A 17,019-nucleotide genomic window follows, 5' to 3' on the forward strand; every position below is an offset into this window, starting at 1 on the left:
GACACGACATGGACCACTGGCATTACCTGCTGGCACTTGTGGCCTGCCTCGGCGTGACCGCCCCGCTGGAGCCGCTCGGCACCGGCGTCTATCGACGGCCGCGTCTGCTGCTGGCCGCACTGTGGCCGGCGGTGGTGCTGTTCGTGGCCTGGGATCTGATCGCGATCGCCGCGGGCGTGTGGAGTTTCGATCCCCGCTACACCCTCGGGGTGACCTTGCCCGGAGCGATGCCGCTCGAGGAACTGCTGTTCTTCCTCGTCGTCCCGGTCTGCGGCCTGCTCACCTTCGTCGCGGTCGAGAACCTGCTCGCACTGGGACGCCGTCGTTTCGCGAACGCGAGAAAGGCGGCACGCCAATGAATTTCGCGGGCGTCGGCTATACGCTGCCCGCCGTGGTCGCGGTGGTCGCGGTCTGCGCGGCCGAGTCGATACTGTTGCGCACCGGCCTGTTCCGGCGTCCGGCGTACTGGCTGACGATGGCGATTGTGCTGGGCTTTCAGATCCTGGTCGACGGCTGGCTCACCAAGGGGCCCACGCCGATCGTGGTGTACAACCCGGATCACATTCTCGGACTTCGGTTTCCGTGGGACATCCCGGTGGAGGATTACTTGTTCGGATTCGCTCTGGTAACCGCGGTCCTGCTGGGCTGGGAACGCGCTCGGCAACGACAGGGCGGTGTACCGCGATGACCGCCGCGAGCAGCGTCGAGGGACGAGATCGGCGGCGGGTGCGTTATCCGGCGTCCCCGGGTCACCGTGACCTGGCGCTGGTGGGAACCGCCCCGCGGGTCGCGGTGGTCGGTGCGGGAATCGCGGGCCTGGCCGCCGCGACCGGACTCGCCGAACGCGGCTGCCGGGTAGAGGTCGTCGAGCGCGAGCGGTATCTGGGTGGCCGCGTCGGCGCCTGGAACGAGCAGTTGCCCGACGGTACCGAGGTCGCCATGAACCGCGGTTTCCACGCCTTCTTCGCGCAGTACTACAACCTTCGAAAACTGTTGGGACGCACCGACCCGCACCTGCGGCGGCTGCGGAGGCTGGAGGACTATCCGCTCGTCGACGCACACGGACGCCGCGACACCTTCCGGGGACTGCCGCGCACACCGCCCTGGAACGCGGTGGCCTTCGCACTGCGCAGTCCCACCTTCCGGCTGCGTGATCTGGTCCGGATGGACCCGCGCGCGGCCGCCCCGCTGGCGGCGGTATCGGTCCCGGAGATCTACGAGCGGCTCGACCACCTCGACGCGGACACCTTCCTGCGCGGCATCAACTTTCCCGAGTCCGCGCGGCACCTGGCCTTCGAGGTGTTCTCGCGCAGTTTCTTCATCGAACCGCAGCGCATGTCCGCGGCCGAACTGGCGGCGATGTTCCACATCTACTTCCTCGGATCCAGCGAGGGACTGATCTTCGATGTGGCACGCGACAATTTCGACGTCAGCCTCTGGAATCCACTCGAGGAGTATCTGACCGCGCCCGCCACGCCGGAACGGCCCGGCAGCGTCCGGTTCCGGCGCGGGGTGTCGATCGATCGAATCGATTCCCGCGGTGCGGGTTTCGAGCTCACCGATGACACCGGAACGACCATGGCCGTCGACGCGGTGGTGCTCGCCACCGATATCGGCGGACTACGGCGCATCGTGGCCGCGTCACCGAGCCTGGGTGATGCCGCCTGGCGGGCTCAGGTCGACGCGACAGCCCTCGCGCCCGCGTTCGCGGTGCAGCGACTGTGGCTGGACCGGCCGATCCGCGCGGACCGGTCATGCTTCCTGGGCACCGGCGGAATGGACCCGCTCGACAACATCAGCGTGGTGGACCGCTACGAAGCACAGGCGGCGAAGTGGGCCCGTGCCACCGGCGGCAGCGTGGTGGAACTGCACGCGTACGCCGCCGCGCAGACCGTCCCCGCGCCCGCCGAACGCGCCGAGTTGCGTGAGCGGCTGCTCGCGCGCCTGCACGCGATGTATCCGGAGACCGAGTCGGCGAACATCGTGGGGGAGTCGCTGCTGTGGCGGCAGGACTGCCCGCGGTTCTCGCCCGGCGACTTCGCCGCCCGCCCGGGCGTGCGGACCCCGCACCCACATCTGGCCCTGGCCGGTGACGGTATCCGCGTCGATCTGCCCGTGGCACTGATGGAACGCGCCGCGACCACGGGGTGGATGGCGGCCAATACCCTGCTGCGCCAATGGGATGCGGCCGGGCACACCCTGCACTCGGTCCCCGCGCGGGGACGCTCGGCACTCCTGCGCACGCTCGTGAACCGCGAAAGGCAGTCCCGATGAGCATCCGCTCCGAACTCGTCTCCTGGCCGAAGAACTCTCCGCTACAACGATTCTCGCCCGGAACCTGGTCCCGTCAGCGGCCCACCTATCAGGACGCCGATCCCGCACTGATCGCCGCGGCCCTGCGCTGGTCGCAGGAACGTCCGTCGGGGAACTGGTACGTCGTGGCCGCCAGCACCGCGATCCGCCCCGACCGGCCGTTCGGTGCGAAAGTCGGTGGCAGGGAAGTGGTGTTGTGGCGCGACGCCACCGGCGGCCTGCGGGCCGGGCCCGGCGCCTGCCCGCATCTGGGCGCGCCCTTGGCCACCGCGGAGGTCGAGGACGATGCGCTGATCTGTCGCTGGCACGGTCTGCGGGTGGGCCCCGCCGAGAACGCGTCGCGATGGTGCCCCTATCCGAGCTACGACGACGGCGTGCTGGCGTGGGTGCGACTCGACAGCGTGGGCGGTGAAACACCCACTGAGGCACCGATTCTGGGTGAGCGGCCCGCGGATACGACGGTGCATGCGGTGACTCGGCTGGTCGGGGTGTGCGAACCGCGCGACATCATCGCCAATCGACTCGACCCGTGGCACGGCTCGTGGTTCCACCCCTACTCCTTCGCTCACCTCGACGTCACGGGCACGCCGCCGCGCGAGGGGATCACCGAGGACAATCACCGATTCGAGCTGGCGGTGACCTTCCGCGTGACCCGCCGACTGGGCGTACCCGTGCGTGCCGAATTCAGCTGCCCGGATCCGCGCACCATCGTGATGCGCATCGTGGCGGGCGAAGGAACGGGCAGCGTCGTCGAAACTCATGCCACCCCGCTGGGTCCCGGCCCGGACGGCCGAGCCCGGACAGCGGTGGTAGAGACGACCATCGCGACCTCGGATCGTCCGGGATTCCGGTTCGCACACCACGCGCTGCCGCTGCTGCGTCCGGCGATGAACCATGCCGCGAATCGATTGTGGCGCGATGATCTCGCCTACGCCGAGCGGCGCTACCAGCTGCGTACACAGCACCGGTAGAGCGGCGGCGGTCCCCTCCGGCGGCGGTCCTGCCCGCGGGGGTTCGGGCGGATCTGGCCTGCGCGGAGGGGACCGGTGTACCGCGTACCAGGCAGTTCGCCTGCCCAGTCACTTGATCTCCCTTGTGAACAACAGTGAAACTACATACGGTCGCCACGAATGTCTAGAGTCTCCAGTGCAGATTTTTTTCCACCGCGGTAGCGACCTTCTGCCGACTTGTAGGAAAAAATCTGCACTCGCGGGTGTAGACATCCGGTGCGACCCGTTGTAGTGTCGGTCTTGTTCGACAAGCAAGATCATGGGCCCGGGATCAGATCAACCGCCCGGAGAAGTTGGTGGGCCGTCCCCTGCCGGCGGGTGCAGAACCCGTTTTCGACAGGACCGCAGGAGGGGACGAAGAACGCCGCGACAGAGCGCCGGAAGTCGTACGTGGACTTTCGAAGCGGGACCGTGCCAGCGATATTCGGGTGCGGGGATGCGCAATCTACGAGCTGGGAGGTGGTCCACGAGCACACACAAACGCACAACGCGTCCGTGTCGACACGATCGGACGCGGTGTCATTCACCGGCCTTCCCGGCCGGTACCCGCAATTGAGTCAACCTATTCGATACGACCTCAGGCCCCGGCGCACTGCGCCGGGGCCTGAAGGCGTGAGATTCCCGAGAGGCGCCGTGGAAGATCCACACCCGAACCCCACCACCAGTCCGGCCGACCGGCTGGACGATGACGACTACCCCGCCTACAGCATGGGCCGGGCCGCGGAGATCGTCGGCGTCACGCAGGTGTTCCTGCGCAACCTGGACGCGGCCAAACTGCTTACCCCGCAACGCTCGGCGGGTGGGCACCGCCGCTACTCCCGCTACCAGTTGCGCCTGGCCGCGCGGGTCCGCCAACTCGTCGACGAGGGCAATCCGCTCGAGGCCGCCTGCCGGATCGTGATCCTGGAAGACCAGCTCACCGAAGCCCAGCGCATCAACCGCGAACTGCAGCACACCATCGAGGAAGCCCGCGGCGACGACTGACCGCCGGATATCGCGATCGAATCATCCACCGGGGGTGGATGATTCCCGATCTCTCGCGCATCGTTCGGAATGTCCACTCCGTGGGACGGACCGGACCCGCCTTTCGCCATCCCATCGGTTTTCGCTATATTCGCCTCCGCAGCTGGTTCGCCGGAGGTGGAGTCGAGGAGCCCCTGACCCCAACCCGAAGGCGTCGAAGCCCGACGGTGCGTTCGCGCGCCGCTGGGCGAGAGGGAACCCGGTGAGAATCCGGGACTGTCCCGCAGCGGTGAGTGGGAACGACAGCCGTCATTCGCACTGGGCGCCGGAAGTATGCCTGGGAAGCGACGGTCAGTAGGACCAGCCCCGGGCCTCGAGCGCCGGGGCCGACCCCGATCGGGGTCGATGCCCACGAGTCCGAAGACCTGCCCGCTGTGCCGGATACGCCGTATCCGGCGGTCGTCGCCTCGTGGATTGGGCGTTGCGCCGAGTGGACCCGGGCACGGGAACGATGCTGCGGTGGGCTCGCTGGGTGTGCGCTCGTTATGGGTGGCGGTCACTGGCTGCTGAACCATGGAGTTCATTCGATGTCGAACCCTGAAAACACCTTCACCGCAACAGTGCTGGGGCTACCGCGTATCGGTCCGAACCGGGAGCTCAAGAAGGCGATCGAAGCGTACTGGGCCGGGCGCGGCGACGCCGCCGCCCTGCACGAGGTCGCCCGGAACCTGCGCACCTCCGCACTCGCCTCCGCCCGTGATGCCGGGCTGGATTCGGTTCCGGTCGGCACGTTCTCGTACTACGACCAGATCCTCGATACCGCGGTACTGCTGGGCGCGCTGCCCGAGCGGGTATCGGGTATCGCCGATGAACTGGATCGGTATTTCGCCGCCGCGCGCGGCAACGCCGAGGTCGCACCGCTGGAAATGACCAAGTGGTTCGACACCAACTACCACTACCTGGTGCCGGAGTTATCGGCCGCGACGCAGTTCTCGCTGCATCCGGACAAGCCGCTCGCGGAGCTGAAAGAGGCTCTGGCGCTGGGTGTTCCGGCACGGCCGGTGGTGGTCGGGCCGATTACCTTCCTCAAGCTCGCCAAATCGGTCGACGGCAGCGATCTGCTCGACCTGCTGCCGAGCCTGCTGCCGCTGTACGAGCGGCTGCTCGCGCTGCTGGCCGAGGCGGGCGCGACCTGGGTGCAGATCGATGAGCCGAGCCTGGTCACCGACCTGTCCGCCGCCGAGCTGGCCGCGGTGCGCGACACCTATCGGCAACTGTCGCAGGCGAGTTCGCGGCCCGCGATCCTGGTGGCCACCTACTTCGGGCGACTGGGGGAGGCGCTGCCCGCGCTCGCCGACACCGGCATCGAGGGCATCGCACTCGATCTGGTCGCCGGTGGTGACGCGGATGTGGCTGCGGCGCAGTCGATCACGAACAAATTGATCGTGGCGGGCGTGGTCGACGGCCACAACATCTGGCGGGTGGATCCCGATCACGCACTGCCGCGCCTGACCGGTCTGCGCGAAGCCGGTGTGACCGTTGCCGTGTCGAGCTCCTGCTCACTGCTGCACGTGCCGTACAGCCTCGCACCCGAGACCGATCTGGATGAGCGGCTGCGCAGCTGGCTGGCGTTCGGTGCGGAGAAGATCGCCGAAATCCGTTTGCTGGCAACCGCTCTCACCGACGGCGAAACCGCCGTCGCCGAGGCGCTCGCGGTCGCGCGCACCGCCGTGACGGACCGCAAGGCCGATCCGCGCCTGCGGGTCGAGTCGGTGCGCGAACGCCTGGCCGGACTGGACGCGGACGCGATCAGCCGCACCCCGGCCGACGAACGCCGCACGGTACAGCAGGAGCGGCTGAACCTGCCGCTGCTGCCGACCACCACCATCGGCTCCTACCCGCAGACCAGCCGCATCCGCATCGCCCGCGCCGAGCTGCGCAAGGGCGAGATCGACCAGGCCGAATACGACGCCCGCATGCGCGCCGAGATAGCCGAAGTCATTGCGCTGCAAGAGGAAATCGGACTCGACGTGCTGGTGCACGGTGAGCCCGAGCGCAACGACATGGTGCAGTACTTCGCCGAACAGCTCGACGGGTTCGCCGCCACCATCAACGGCTGGGTGCAGTCCTACGGCACCCGCTGCGTGCGCCCGCCGATCGTGTACGGCGATGTGGTGCGGCCCGAGGTGATGACCGTGCAGTGGATCACCTATGCGCAGTCCCTGACCAGCAAGCCGGTCAAGGGCATGCTGACGGGTCCGGTCACCATCCTGGCCTGGTCGTTCATTCGCGACGATCAGCCGCTGGCCGATACCGCACGCCAGATCGCACTGGCGATCCGTGACGAGACAGTCGATCTGGAGAGCGCCGGCATCGGCATCATCCAGGTCGACGAGCCCGCATTGCGCGAGCTGCTCCCGCTGCGCAAAGCCGATCAGGTCGCGTACCTGGAGTGGGCGGTGGACGCGTTCCGGCTCTCGACCGCCGGCGTCGCGGACACCACCCAAATCCACACGCACCTGTGCTATTCGGAGTTCGGTGAGGTCATCGGCGCCATCGCGGGCCTGGACGCCGACGTCACCTCCATCGAGGCCGCCCGCTCGCATATGGAGGTCCTGGACGACCTCAACGCGGCGGGTTTCGATCTCGGTGTGGGTCCGGGTGTCTACGACATTCACTCCCCGCGCGTGCCCGGCGCCGAGGAAATCGAGAACTCGCTTGCCCTGGCTCTCAAAGCTGTTCCCGCCGAACGACTCTGGGTCAACCCGGACTGCGGTCTCAAGACCCGCCGCACCGACGAGGTGACCGCATCGCTGCGCAACCTGGTCGCGGCGGCCAAGGCGCTGCGCTGACAATCGCTGCGCCGCACTGACGAACGGCCGGGGTGTTCTCCCGCGTGGAACACCCCGGCCGCTCGGTCCGCGACGTGTCCGCTCAGGTGAGGTAGACGGCCACACCGATCGCCACCGCACACGCCAGCACCAACACTTGCAGGACGCGGTCACCCAGCACGATCTCTTCGGGTTCACCGGCCCCAGCCCCGTCGATATCGACCGCGTACCGCAGGATGGCGATCGTGAAGGGCACCATGGAGATCGCGAACCAGGGGTTGTCCTTGTGATCGGCCTCGAATGCCCACAGCCCGTAGAAGATAACCACCGCCGTGCCCGAGAGGGTCCACACGAAACGGAGATAGGTGGGCGTGTAGTACCGCAGCGACTTGCGGATCTTGGCACCGGTGTCGAGGGCGATCTTCATCTCGGCGTAGCGCTTACCGGCGGCCATGAACAACGAGCCGAACGCCGCGATCAGCAGGAACCATTGCGACAGTGCGATATCGGCCGCCGCGCCGCCGGCGATCGCGCGCAGCAGGAAGCCCGAGGACACGATGCAGATGTCGAGCACCGCCTGATGCTTGAGCGCGAAGCAGTACGCGAGCTGGATGCCGATGTAGACCACCATCACCACGGCCAGCTGCGCCGACGCCGCGAACGAGAGCAGGATCGAGCTGGTCAATAGCACCACCGACAGCGCATAGGCCAGATTCACCGGAACCACACCGGCCGCGATCGGCCGGTAGCGCTTGGTCGGATGTGCCCGATCGGCCTCGACGTCGAGCGAATCGTTGACCAGGTAGATGCCCGACGCCGCCAGGCAGAACACCACGAACGCGATACCGACGTGCAGGTCGCGGGTCAGGTCGGCGATGGCGAAGGTGTCGGTCCCCGGAATCGTCCCCGCCGCCAGCGGTGCCGCCAATACCAGGATGTTCTTGATCCACTGACGCGGCCGCACCGCCTTGATGAGGCCACCGGCCAGGGTCTTGGGTGGTCCGGCGAGGACGGCCTCGTCGAGTTCGATGGTGGTCGGCTCTTCGCTCATAACAACCTGACTGCTTCCCCTGGAGCGGACGAATCTCGTTGAGTGCCTGGCACTGTGCACCGAAGGCACCTCGTTGTGACCACCGCGACACCGCCCCCCGACATCCTGCCAAACACCGGCCCGGCATGCCGGGCATTGCACTGTCCCAGATGGATGAAGCGGCCGACTCTCCCTTTCAAATACCTTCGATATTCAGATTTATTTGCCAGCTGGATTGCCAGCCTATCTAAAATCTGCAACTATCTGAGACAGTGACGCCGCCGTACCGGCCACCACGCCACGTCCAGGAAGTCGGCGGGGGAGTACGTCTGATCGCCGACTATCCGGCGATCATCGAGTGAGGAGTCGTTCCTTGAGTGAGAACACTGAAACACCAACGCCTGCAAGGGATCAGCCTCAGTTCGAGGTCGTGGTGATCGGTGCGGGTGTCGCGGCGGACTGATTGCCGGACAGAGTAATTGATCTACAAAGGATTGGACTCAATGATGAGACTTCCGTTTACCGGACCGGTAGCGAACAAGCGCGGCCGTGTGGTGTTGGTGACCGGTGCGGGCAGCGGCATCGGCCGCGCGATCGCGCTGCGCCAGGCCGCGGCGGGCGACATTGTGATCGCCACCGATATCGACCTGCCCGCGGCCAAGGAGACGACCACTCTCGCCGAAGGTGACTGTCACGCATACGAACTCGATGTGCGTGACCCCGCGCGCTGGGAGACGCTCACCGAGGAGATCGTTGCGCGCTTCGGTGTCCCCGACATCCTGGTGAACAATGCGGGCATCGCGGTCGGCGGCGCGTTCATGGATCAGACGCCGCAGGACTGGGACCGCGTCATGTCCATCAACGTCTACGGCGTCATCCACGGCAGCAAGATCGTGGGATCGAAGATGCTGGCGAGTGGGCGGCCCGGCCATATCGTCGTGATCGTCTCGGGGGCCGCGTGGACCCCCAACCGCGTCGCGGTCTCGTACTCCACCTCCAAAGCCGCCGCGCTGATGATCACCGAGTCGTTGCGAACTGAACTGGGCCCCAGGAACATCGGCGTCAGCGCCATCTGTCCCGGCGCGACCCGGACCCAGTTGGCCACCCACGCGACGCTGGTCACCTCCGATGCGGACACCACCGAATCGGTGCGCGCGGATTTCCAGTCGATCCAGGATCGCTTCGGATTGGCCTCGCCGGATCTGGTGGCCCGCGCGGTGCAACTGGCGATCCGCTTCGACCTCGCCATCGTGCCGGTGAACTTCGATGCGACCGCGGCGTGGGTGCTGCACCGGATCTCGCCCGGTCTGCTGCGGCGAATCTGCGCGATTCCCACGATGCGGCTTGCCGAAGGCACGGCCCGGAAGGCTGTCCAGTATCTGCCTTCCTCCCCAGCCCGCCGTCAAAGCCGATAGCCCGCCACGGATCAAGGAATCTTCGATGTCTCACACCGCTGTCGTCCCGCCGCGCTCGTCGTCCTCATGGTTCGCCGCTGTACTCGACAGATTGGCGTCGTGGCTGGCCAAACCCTCTGGCGCACGGCTTGTTTACGCGCTTATCGCCGTAACGCTGGTGATCGGTGGCATCGCCGCCGCGCTGATCATCGCCTACGTCTTTCCCGAAAGCTGGGACGTGCAAGGCACTGTCGAGCTTTATCGCAAGTATCAGCTCGTGGGCAAGATCGGGATGATCGTCATCGGCACCGCCGCCATCCCGTTCCTGGCCATGGTCGGCGCGACCGCCTCGTACTTCTGGAGCATCGACACGAGCAAGAACCACGTGCTCTCGTGGATCGCGATCGTGAGCGATATCGCTTTCGTCACAGCGATTCTCATGTACGTCAGCTTCGCTGCCGCGCCGATTGTGCTCTACGGCCACATTTCCGATGACCTGCTGCACGTCCTGCACGTGCAGGCTTTCGCGGCGGGCGGCATGCTGGGTCCGCTGTGGATTCCCAACATCATCGCCGTCGCGGTCATAGGCCGTCGCGCGGGTGTGTTCCCCACATGGCTGAGCTGGCTCGCGGTGCTGGGGGTGCTGACGCAATTCCCGGCCATCCTCGGTGTCACAACGCTGTACGGACCGTTCAACGCCGCCAACGGCTTCATCTCGTTCTACATTCCGGGAATCGGCCCGGTGACGTGGGCGACCTACATGATCGCCTGGTGCACGGTGCAGTGGGCCAAGGAGCATACCGCCGAGATGGGCCGAGCCGAGACGGCCGAGCTGTAGCTCCGCCTTGCCATCAAAGGGTTGGACCGGGCCCCGCGGCCCGGTCCCGACGACAAGGACTGCCATGGCCAGCCCATTCCGCGACCCCGGCATCACCGACGGCGAGAGGTCGCACTATCGGATTCGGCTCACCGAAAGTGCTGCGGGACATCCGATTACCTGCGTGGTCGACCACGACGACGACTGCTACATCTCCTCTCTCGAGGTCGGTTCCGACCAGGCTTACAGTGCCAAGGTCGAACAACGCATCCGTCGATCCGAAGGCTTCATCGAAGCCGAAAGTTACCAGGCTGCCTCCTACTATCGAGGCCGCACGGTCTCGCGTGAAGAGGGCTATTTCCTTGATACACAACACATTCAGTTCGGCGGCAAACTCGCCCCGTTCCCACGCGGTGTCATGCCGCTGCTGGGCGGATTGACCCTGCTGCGCGGACTCGATTTCCGGCGCGGCGCGAAATCGAAACACGATCTGTGGCTCGCCTTCTCGATCTCCTGGCCGCTCGAGGTGAAGGTCGACAAGCGCATGACCATCACGGTGCCCGCGGGTTCGATGGACGTCTGGCAGGTCAATCTGCGACCCAGCTTCAGCCATATCAACACACTGCTCGACAAAGTGGTCTCGGGCTTCCTCCCACCGTTCACCTGCCACTTCGAAGCAGCGGCAACCCACCGCCTGGTGCAATTCACCTTCCCGAGCGGCCCACTGCCCTGGCAGCCGCGCGCGATTATCGAACTCGTGGCCTGATCACCCCATCGGCATGGTGTCCTGAGCGTGGCATCGAAGCGCCGGAGTGCGGGAGCGAAGGTGCGGTTTGTCAGGTGGTGCGGGCTTCGAGGGTCTCGGCGATCTCGGTGAGGATGCCGGTGGCCGCGGTGGTGTGCTGGGATGTCCACGCCTGCCGCAGATCGTGGGTGAGCTCGTCGAGTCGGCGCATGAAATCCGATGCCAGGGAACGTCCGCTGTCGGTGAGTTCGATCATGCTGATGCGCGCGTCGTCGTCGCCGGGACGGCGGGCGAGGAGGCCGCGAGCGGCGGCGCGGTCGACGAGGTGGCTGACATTGGAGCGATCACAGTGCAGCAGCCCGGCGAGCTCTCCGATCGAGCGCGGAGTCAGGGCGTAGCACAGGAGTTCGGCCTGCTGCGGAGTCAATCCGGCCTCGCGGCTCGCGGTGCTGAAGCTGTTGTTGAGCGCGACCCGTAATCGCCCCAACGCCTGCGGGATCGAGGGTGCGGCGGGCGCTGGAACGTCGCTCATGCCGTCATTCTATCCACATTAGGTGATGACCTCACCTATTTACGTGATACCGTCACCTAAATAGGTGACGGTATCACTCAATCGGGGTGGCGATCTTGCCGACAGCGACAAGCCTCCGCCGATCACCGCGCGCCGATCCAGGAGGAACAACCGATGATTCGAGCCCAGCATCCGGCGAACACGTCCCAGGCCGTTCAGCCGCACAAGCGCCGATCACCTTGGGGGACAGGGGGAGTCGTCTTCGTGGCCGCAGTGATCACCGATCTGGTGATCTTCGGCGTCGCCGAGCTCGCGGGAGCCGATATGGTGGTCACTCCCCGCGGCGGCCGGACGATGACCATCGGGGTCGGCATGATCGTCGGCGCCCTATTCGTCGCCATCGCGATCGCAACTGTCGCGCTGGTGCTCCTCGCCGGGCGAGGGCAGTCGTTCCGGCGACTACTCGCTACGGGAGGACTGGCCCTCAGCCTGCTCAGCATCGTCCTCGTGCTCGCAGCCGGGGCCACGGTCGAAACCAAGACCGCATTGGCATCGATGCATATCGTGACCGGCCTGATCTGGTTCGTCGCACTGTGGCGACCCCGAACGGTCTGACAAGGGTGGAATTATCAACTGGGAGTGTGAAGCTCGGCCGCCCACGACGCCAATACCGCCAAACCGTCCGCGGTCGCGGTGCCGGCCGGCGCGGTGTAGATGTTCAGGAGCAGGCCGGGGTCAGCGGCCATCTCCATCGACTCGACGTCCAGGTCGAGCCGGCCCACCACCGGATGCTGCACCCGCTTGCGTCCGGATCGGTGCAGCCGAACGTCCCGGGATGCCCACTGCTGCCGAAATAGTTCACTGCGCGTTGACAATTCACCAACCAGTGCGATCAGCTCCTCGTCGTGCGGGTTGCGGCCGGCTTCCATGCGCAGCTTGGCGGCCACGTCACGGGCGATTCGGTCGTAGTCGACGAAGAACGTCCGTGCCGCTTCGGGATCCAGATATACGAACCGCGCGGTGTTCGCCGGCTGTCGCGGGCCCACCAGCAGTGGTGAAAATAGCGCGCGGGCAAGGTGATTCATGGCCAGTACGTCATAATGGCCGTTGCAGATCCACGCCGGCGCGGCGGTGATGGCGTCGAGCACCCGGTGCAGCGCCGGACGCACCGTCACCGCGGTGCGCCGACGGCGTGCACCGCCGGGTGTCCTGGACTGCCGTGCGAGGTGAAACAGATGATCGCGCTCGGCTTCGTCGAGTTGCAAGGCGCCGACCAACGCGTCGAGCACTCCGTCGGAGGCGCCCGCGAGACTGCCGCGTTCCATCCGCACGTAGTAGTCGACCGATATCCCCGCCAGCAGAGCCACCTCTTCGCGACGCAGACCTTCGACCCGGCGGTTGCCGCCGTAGGCGGGCAGACCGGCCCGCTCGGGTGCGATCCGCGCGCGACGCGAGCTCAGGAATTCCTTGATCTCGGTGCGCAAATCGATCGTGGTCATCCCTTCACCGTAGGCGCCGCACGCAGGCGAAGGGAGGTACTGCCGGTACCCCCGACCGGCCCCGCACCCGGCCGCTACCGGACACGGGGTATCGGCAGTACCTGTACGGCAAGGCCCTCCCCGTCCGGGCAACGCGGCCATAACCTGCGATTACCGGCCCCGGTGAACAGCCGGGCAATGGGCCGGATTGCCTCTTACCGAAGGAGATTCCCCAGTGCGGACACGCAAACTCGGACAGCACCTCGAAGTCTCGGCCCTGGGCCTGGGGTGCATGGGCATGAGCTTCTTCTACGGTGCGACCCCGGACCCGGCCGAGATGACGAAGCTGCTGCGGGCCGCGGTCGATCTCGGCGTGACATTCTTCGACACCGCCGAGGTCTATGGCCCGTTCACCAATGAGGAACTGGTCGGTGCGGCGCTCGCGCCGGTCCGCGACCGGGTGGTGATCGCCACCAAATTCGGTCTCGCGCACGGCGAGTACGGCCCGACCCCGACCTCGGGGCTCGACAGTCGGCCCGAGCAGATCCGCAGGGTGACCGAGGCCTCGCTCCGGCGTCTGCGCACCGATCGCATCGACCTTCTCTACCAGCACCGCGTCGATCCCGACGTGCCCATCGAGGAGGTCGCGGGCACGGTCAAGGAATTGATCGCCGAGGGCAAGGTCAAGCATTTCGGTCTATCGGAGGCCGGGGCCACCACGATCCGCCGCGCCCACGCCGTACAGCCGGTGACGGCACTGCAAAGCGAATACTCGCTCTGGACGCGAGATCTCGACGCCGAGATCATTCCGACCCTGGCGGCGCTTGGCATCGGCCTTGTGCCGTTCAGCCCGCTGGGCAAGGGATATCTGACCGGTACCATCGATTCCCGTACATCATTGGCCGACAACGACTTACGCCGCATGCTGCCGCGCTTCAGTCCGCAGGCGCGGCAGGCCAATCACACACTCGTCGACCTGCTGCGGCAGATCGCCGCCGAGAAGGGAGCCACACCAGCCCAGATCGCTCTGGCCTGGGTGCTGGCACGGGAGCCGTGGTTCGTGCCGATCCCCGGCACAACCAAACTCCCTCGCCTGCAGGAGAACCTGGGAGCGCTCGAGGTCGAATTGACGCCCGGCGACCTGCAACGCATCGATGCGGGCGCCGCGCACATCCACGGTGAGCGCGTTCCCGAGCGATTGAAATCCGCTCTCGGCCGCTGAGGCAGCAGCCCCCGCCAACCAGCGTCGATTGCCGGTGTCCACGTCGTGAATGAAGGCGTCGTTGTCGACTACGCGTGAGCGCGGTGTTCTGCCGAACTCGCCGCGCAAGCCGAGGCGGCGGGGTTCGACGGAGTCTTCCTGTGGGACCACGTGATTCGGCCGCAGCGGCCGGGATTGCCGGTCTGCGATGCGTGGATCGCCCTGGCGGCGATCGCGGCCGCGACCCGCGGTGTGCGGTTCGGTCCACGGGTGACACCCCTGTCGCGGCGGCGTCCGCACGATGTGGCACGACAATCGGTGGCGCTGGACCAGCTCAGCGGTGGCAGGTTCGTGCTCGGGGTCGGGTTGGGGTCGAACACCGGGGGTGAGCTCACCGCGCTCGGGGAGGAGAGCGATCCGCGGGCACGCGCGCGATTGCTCGACGAAAGCCTCGAGGTGATCACGGCCCTGTGGAGTGGCGACGTGGTTGATCACCATAGCCCGCATTTCCAGGTCGACGGGTTGAGTTTTCTGCCTCGGCCACTACAGGTTCCGAGGATTCCGATCTGGGTGGCGACGCAGTCACTGCATCGGGCACCGTTGCGCCGAGCGGCTCGATTCGACGGATGCTGCCCGGAGGCGTCCCCGGCCGATTTGGTCGCGATGCTCGAACTCATCGGCGAATTCCGGGGCAGCCTGGACGGTTTCGAGGTCACCGTCGCCGGAACCGCCGATCAGGACCCCGACCGGTATCGTGCCGCCGGAGCCACGTGGTGGTTGGTGCAGATTCCCGAGATCAGCACTCGATCCCAGGCTGCGGCGGTGATCCGCGACGCGGCGTCACGGCTGATCGGCGCCCACTGGTGAACCGATCGGATCGACAAGGCGCGGGTGTGCACCGAGTCGCCCGCATCGGCTAGCGCGACCCGGATCGGTCCACGCGGGCGGTGCCGACGCGTCAGTTCAGCCAGTTCAGCTCGTGTGCCAGGGTTTTGGCGACCGAACGGACTCGGTGGTGCAGGGGTGACTGCACCCGCGGCAGCACCAGGTGGAACGTCATGGCGGGTGCGCCCCGCAGCGGACGCCATGTGAGACCCGCGGGTGCGACCGCTAGCGCGGTCTCCCCTGCGGGGGCGAGGGTGATCCCGTCGAACAGATCACGCTGCGCCATGTCGAAAGAGATTGCGGGCGTGTGGAATCGAGGGTTCGGCACGGTGTCGGCGAACACTGCGGCGAGCTCATCGTGCACCACGGGATTCGCCGTACGGTCGGGCAGGCGCAGCGGATACCCGGCCGTATCGGCGATCTCGATCTCCGACTGTTCGGCCAGTGGATGATGTTGTGCCAGTTGCACTCCCACGCGCACCCGGCGCAGCAGGAATCGGCGCACGCCCCGCCCCGGCTGTTCACCGCGCGTGATCCCAGCGTCGATGCGGCCGTCGGCGACCGCGGGGGAGACCTCCGGCGTCGCCATCGGGACCGCGCCGACCTCGAGTCCCGGGCTGCTGTGAATGAGCCTGTCCACCAGGGCCGGTGCCGTCTCGGCCCCCGCGCTGAGGCTGTATCCGATGCGCAGCGTGCCCAATTCACCGGCCCCGGCCTGGCGCGCGGTGTCCCAGGCCCGGTCCAGCGCCGCCAGCGCGGGCGGCGCGGACTCGGCCAAAGCCGCACCGGCCGTGGTCAATACGACGCTGCGCGTATCGCGCACCAGCAGACTCGTACCGAGTTCGTCCTCCAACCGGCGCATCCGTGCGCTGAGTGCGGGCTGCGCGATACCGATCCGTGCGGCCGCGCGGGTGAAGTTCAACTCCTGCGCCAGCACCAGAAAGTACCGCAGGCTCACCGTATCCGGCGCCACATGCCCTCCCCGTCGATTGATAACGATCCGTTCTGACTCTATCCCGTCCCGGTCTTTCCCTCGACCATGTATCAGGCCCTAACCTGCGGATATGACATTCCACCCGCCCGCGATACCCGATACCGCACTCACCCCTGAGCTGAACCGAGGCCCTCATGCATAGGTTGCTGGTCCTCTATCCCGCGCCCGTAGACCCCGACCACTTCCGCGACTACTACGTGAGCAAGCACCTTCCACTGGTCAGGCAAATGCCCGGCCTGCTCGCCTGCCGGTACAGCTTCGACGTATCGGCGGGCAACGGACAAGCACCGTATTTCGCGGTCTTCGAAGCCGACTTCGCCGACGCCGACGCCATGATCGCGGCACGGACATCGCCCCAGGGCCAGCGCACCTCCGCCGATGTCGCCAACTACGCCACCGGCGGTGTGGTCGTGATCGACTATCCGTTGCACGACGGCACGGTCTGAGCTGGTACCGAGACCGTGGTGTGCCCTCCACCCAGAGGGCGCACCACGGTTCCCGGCGGGATAACCACGTGCCAGTCGATGGACGAAGACCATGCCTTCGCCTGTAGCGGGCCCGGTTGCGGGTGTACGGACATGGTTGGTCAACGGCGTCTCCTGGGCACTTTGCTGAGCGCGCCCGAAGCGGTCGAATGGATCACGGAGCCCGGACGGCGCCTACTACGAATCGCTCACCGACACCGACGAACACGTCCCACTCCGGACCACCCCGTGGCACAAATGCGCCGTCTTAGCCGAATTGCGAGGCGGCGGTGGCGTTTTGGACGCTCGCGTATGTGAGTGCGACTCTCACCCATGTGAACGCGACACTCTGATCGGTATTTTCGGAAAGCACGATGCACCGA

At 66.6% G+C, this 17,019-nt stretch carries 16 protein-coding genes, 1 pseudogene and 1 riboswitch; of the genes and pseudogenes, 13 read left to right on the forward strand and 4 right to left on the reverse strand.

All coding sequences use genetic code 11. The features are described from left to right. The first annotated feature begins 8 nt into the window (after positions 1 to 8). From AB0L82_RS41225 to metE, 6 genes are all read left to right on the forward strand, one after another. Positions 9 to 359, forward strand: a complete 351-nt coding sequence (locus AB0L82_RS41225) for a lycopene cyclase domain-containing protein (protein ID WP_364650153.1) — start codon at positions 9 to 11, stop codon at positions 357 to 359. Beyond that, entirely contained in the window at positions 356 to 688 is a 333-nt protein-coding gene (locus AB0L82_RS41230; RefSeq protein WP_364650156.1) for a lycopene cyclase domain-containing protein, read from the forward strand. Before AB0L82_RS41225 ends, AB0L82_RS41230 begins: the two co-directional genes overlap by 4 nt. After that, positions 685 to 2,274 (forward strand): FAD-dependent oxidoreductase, encoded by a 1,590-nt coding sequence (locus AB0L82_RS41235; RefSeq protein WP_364650159.1) that lies wholly within the window; start codon positions 685 to 687, stop codon positions 2,272 to 2,274. Before AB0L82_RS41230 ends, AB0L82_RS41235 begins: the two co-directional genes overlap by 4 nt. Then, entirely contained in the window at positions 2,271 to 3,284 is a 1,014-nt protein-coding gene (locus tag AB0L82_RS41240) for a DUF5914 domain-containing protein (protein ID WP_364650162.1), read from the forward strand. Before AB0L82_RS41235 ends, AB0L82_RS41240 begins: the two co-directional genes overlap by 4 nt. A 747-nt stretch (positions 3,285 to 4,031) precedes the next feature. After that, positions 4,032 to 4,307: a MerR family transcriptional regulator gene (locus tag AB0L82_RS41245; protein ID WP_364650383.1), complete on the forward strand. Its 276-nt coding sequence runs from the start codon at positions 4,032 to 4,034 to the stop codon at positions 4,305 to 4,307. 187 nt (positions 4,308 to 4,494) lie between these two features. Continuing rightward, positions 4,495 to 4,734: riboswitch (cobalamin riboswitch) on the forward strand. 139 nt (positions 4,735 to 4,873) lie between these two features. Continuing rightward, positions 4,874 to 7,138 carry a 5-methyltetrahydropteroyltriglutamate--homocysteine S-methyltransferase gene (gene metE, locus AB0L82_RS41250; protein ID WP_364650165.1) on the forward strand — a complete coding sequence of 755 codons (2,265 nt, stop codon included), beginning with the start codon at positions 4,874 to 4,876 and terminating at the stop codon, positions 7,136 to 7,138. Between the two features lie 82 nt (positions 7,139 to 7,220). On the opposite strand, the gene AB0L82_RS41255 is transcribed toward metE, so the two are convergent. After that, positions 7,221 to 8,228: a decaprenyl-phosphate phosphoribosyltransferase gene (locus AB0L82_RS41255; protein WP_364650168.1), complete on the reverse strand. Its 1,008-nt coding sequence runs from the start codon at positions 8,226 to 8,228 to the stop codon at positions 7,221 to 7,223. 425 nt (positions 8,229 to 8,653) lie between these two features. Between AB0L82_RS41255 and AB0L82_RS41260 the strand changes: the two genes are divergently transcribed. The 3 genes from AB0L82_RS41260 (at position 8,654) to AB0L82_RS41270 (ending at position 11,124) form a co-directional block, all read left to right on the forward strand. Further along, positions 8,654 to 9,562, forward strand: coding sequence for an SDR family NAD(P)-dependent oxidoreductase (locus tag AB0L82_RS41260; protein WP_364650171.1), 909 nt, complete (start codon positions 8,654 to 8,656; stop codon positions 9,560 to 9,562). A gap of 25 nt (positions 9,563 to 9,587) precedes the next feature. After that, positions 9,588 to 10,379 (forward strand): hypothetical protein, encoded by a 792-nt coding sequence (locus tag AB0L82_RS41265; protein WP_364650174.1) that lies wholly within the window; start codon positions 9,588 to 9,590, stop codon positions 10,377 to 10,379. A gap of 64 nt (positions 10,380 to 10,443) precedes the next feature. Further along, entirely contained in the window at positions 10,444 to 11,124 is a 681-nt protein-coding gene (locus AB0L82_RS41270) for a hypothetical protein (RefSeq protein ID WP_364650177.1), read from the forward strand. A gap of 70 nt (positions 11,125 to 11,194) precedes the next feature. On the opposite strand, the gene AB0L82_RS41275 is transcribed toward AB0L82_RS41270, so the two are convergent. After that, the gene (locus AB0L82_RS41275; RefSeq protein ID WP_364650180.1) at positions 11,195 to 11,635 is read right to left on the reverse strand and encodes a MarR family transcriptional regulator; all 441 of its coding nucleotides are present in this window, start codon (positions 11,633 to 11,635) and stop codon (positions 11,195 to 11,197) included. A gap of 153 nt (positions 11,636 to 11,788) precedes the next feature. On the opposite strand from AB0L82_RS41275, the gene AB0L82_RS41280 reads away from it, so the two are divergent. Beyond that, the gene (locus tag AB0L82_RS41280; protein WP_364650183.1) at positions 11,789 to 12,229 is read left to right on the forward strand and encodes a DUF6069 family protein; all 441 of its coding nucleotides are present in this window, start codon (positions 11,789 to 11,791) and stop codon (positions 12,227 to 12,229) included. Between the two features lie 14 nt (positions 12,230 to 12,243). Here AB0L82_RS41280 and AB0L82_RS41285 read toward each other — a convergent pair whose 3' ends face one another. After that, complete coding sequence (locus tag AB0L82_RS41285) at positions 12,244 to 13,113, reverse strand: helix-turn-helix transcriptional regulator (protein ID WP_364650186.1); 870 nt, start codon at positions 13,111 to 13,113, stop codon at positions 12,244 to 12,246. A gap of 214 nt (positions 13,114 to 13,327) precedes the next feature. Between AB0L82_RS41285 and AB0L82_RS41290 the strand changes: the two genes are divergently transcribed. Together AB0L82_RS41290 and AB0L82_RS41295 are read left to right on the forward strand one after the other, a co-directional pair. Beyond that, positions 13,328 to 14,314 (forward strand): aldo/keto reductase, encoded by a 987-nt coding sequence (locus tag AB0L82_RS41290; RefSeq protein WP_364650189.1) that lies wholly within the window; start codon positions 13,328 to 13,330, stop codon positions 14,312 to 14,314. Between the two features lie 102 nt (positions 14,315 to 14,416). Next, positions 14,417 to 15,160, forward strand: a pseudogene (locus AB0L82_RS41295) (LLM class flavin-dependent oxidoreductase); the annotation flags it as partial. 91 nt (positions 15,161 to 15,251) lie between these two features. Here AB0L82_RS41295 and AB0L82_RS41300 read toward each other — a convergent pair. Next, positions 15,252 to 16,151 carry a LysR family transcriptional regulator gene (locus AB0L82_RS41300; RefSeq protein ID WP_364650192.1) on the reverse strand — a complete coding sequence of 300 codons (900 nt, stop codon included), beginning with the start codon at positions 16,149 to 16,151 and terminating at the stop codon, positions 15,252 to 15,254. 155 nt (positions 16,152 to 16,306) lie between these two features. On the opposite strand from AB0L82_RS41300, the gene AB0L82_RS41305 reads away from it, so the two are divergent. After that, entirely contained in the window at positions 16,307 to 16,618 is a 312-nt protein-coding gene (locus tag AB0L82_RS41305) for an EthD family reductase (protein WP_364650195.1), read from the forward strand. Positions 16,619 to 17,019: the final 401 nt, after the last annotated feature.

It is taken from the genome of Nocardia sp. NPDC052001 (genome assembly GCF_040680615.1).
In the GTDB taxonomy this organism is placed as follows: Bacteria; Actinomycetota; Actinomycetes; order Mycobacteriales; family Mycobacteriaceae; genus Nocardia.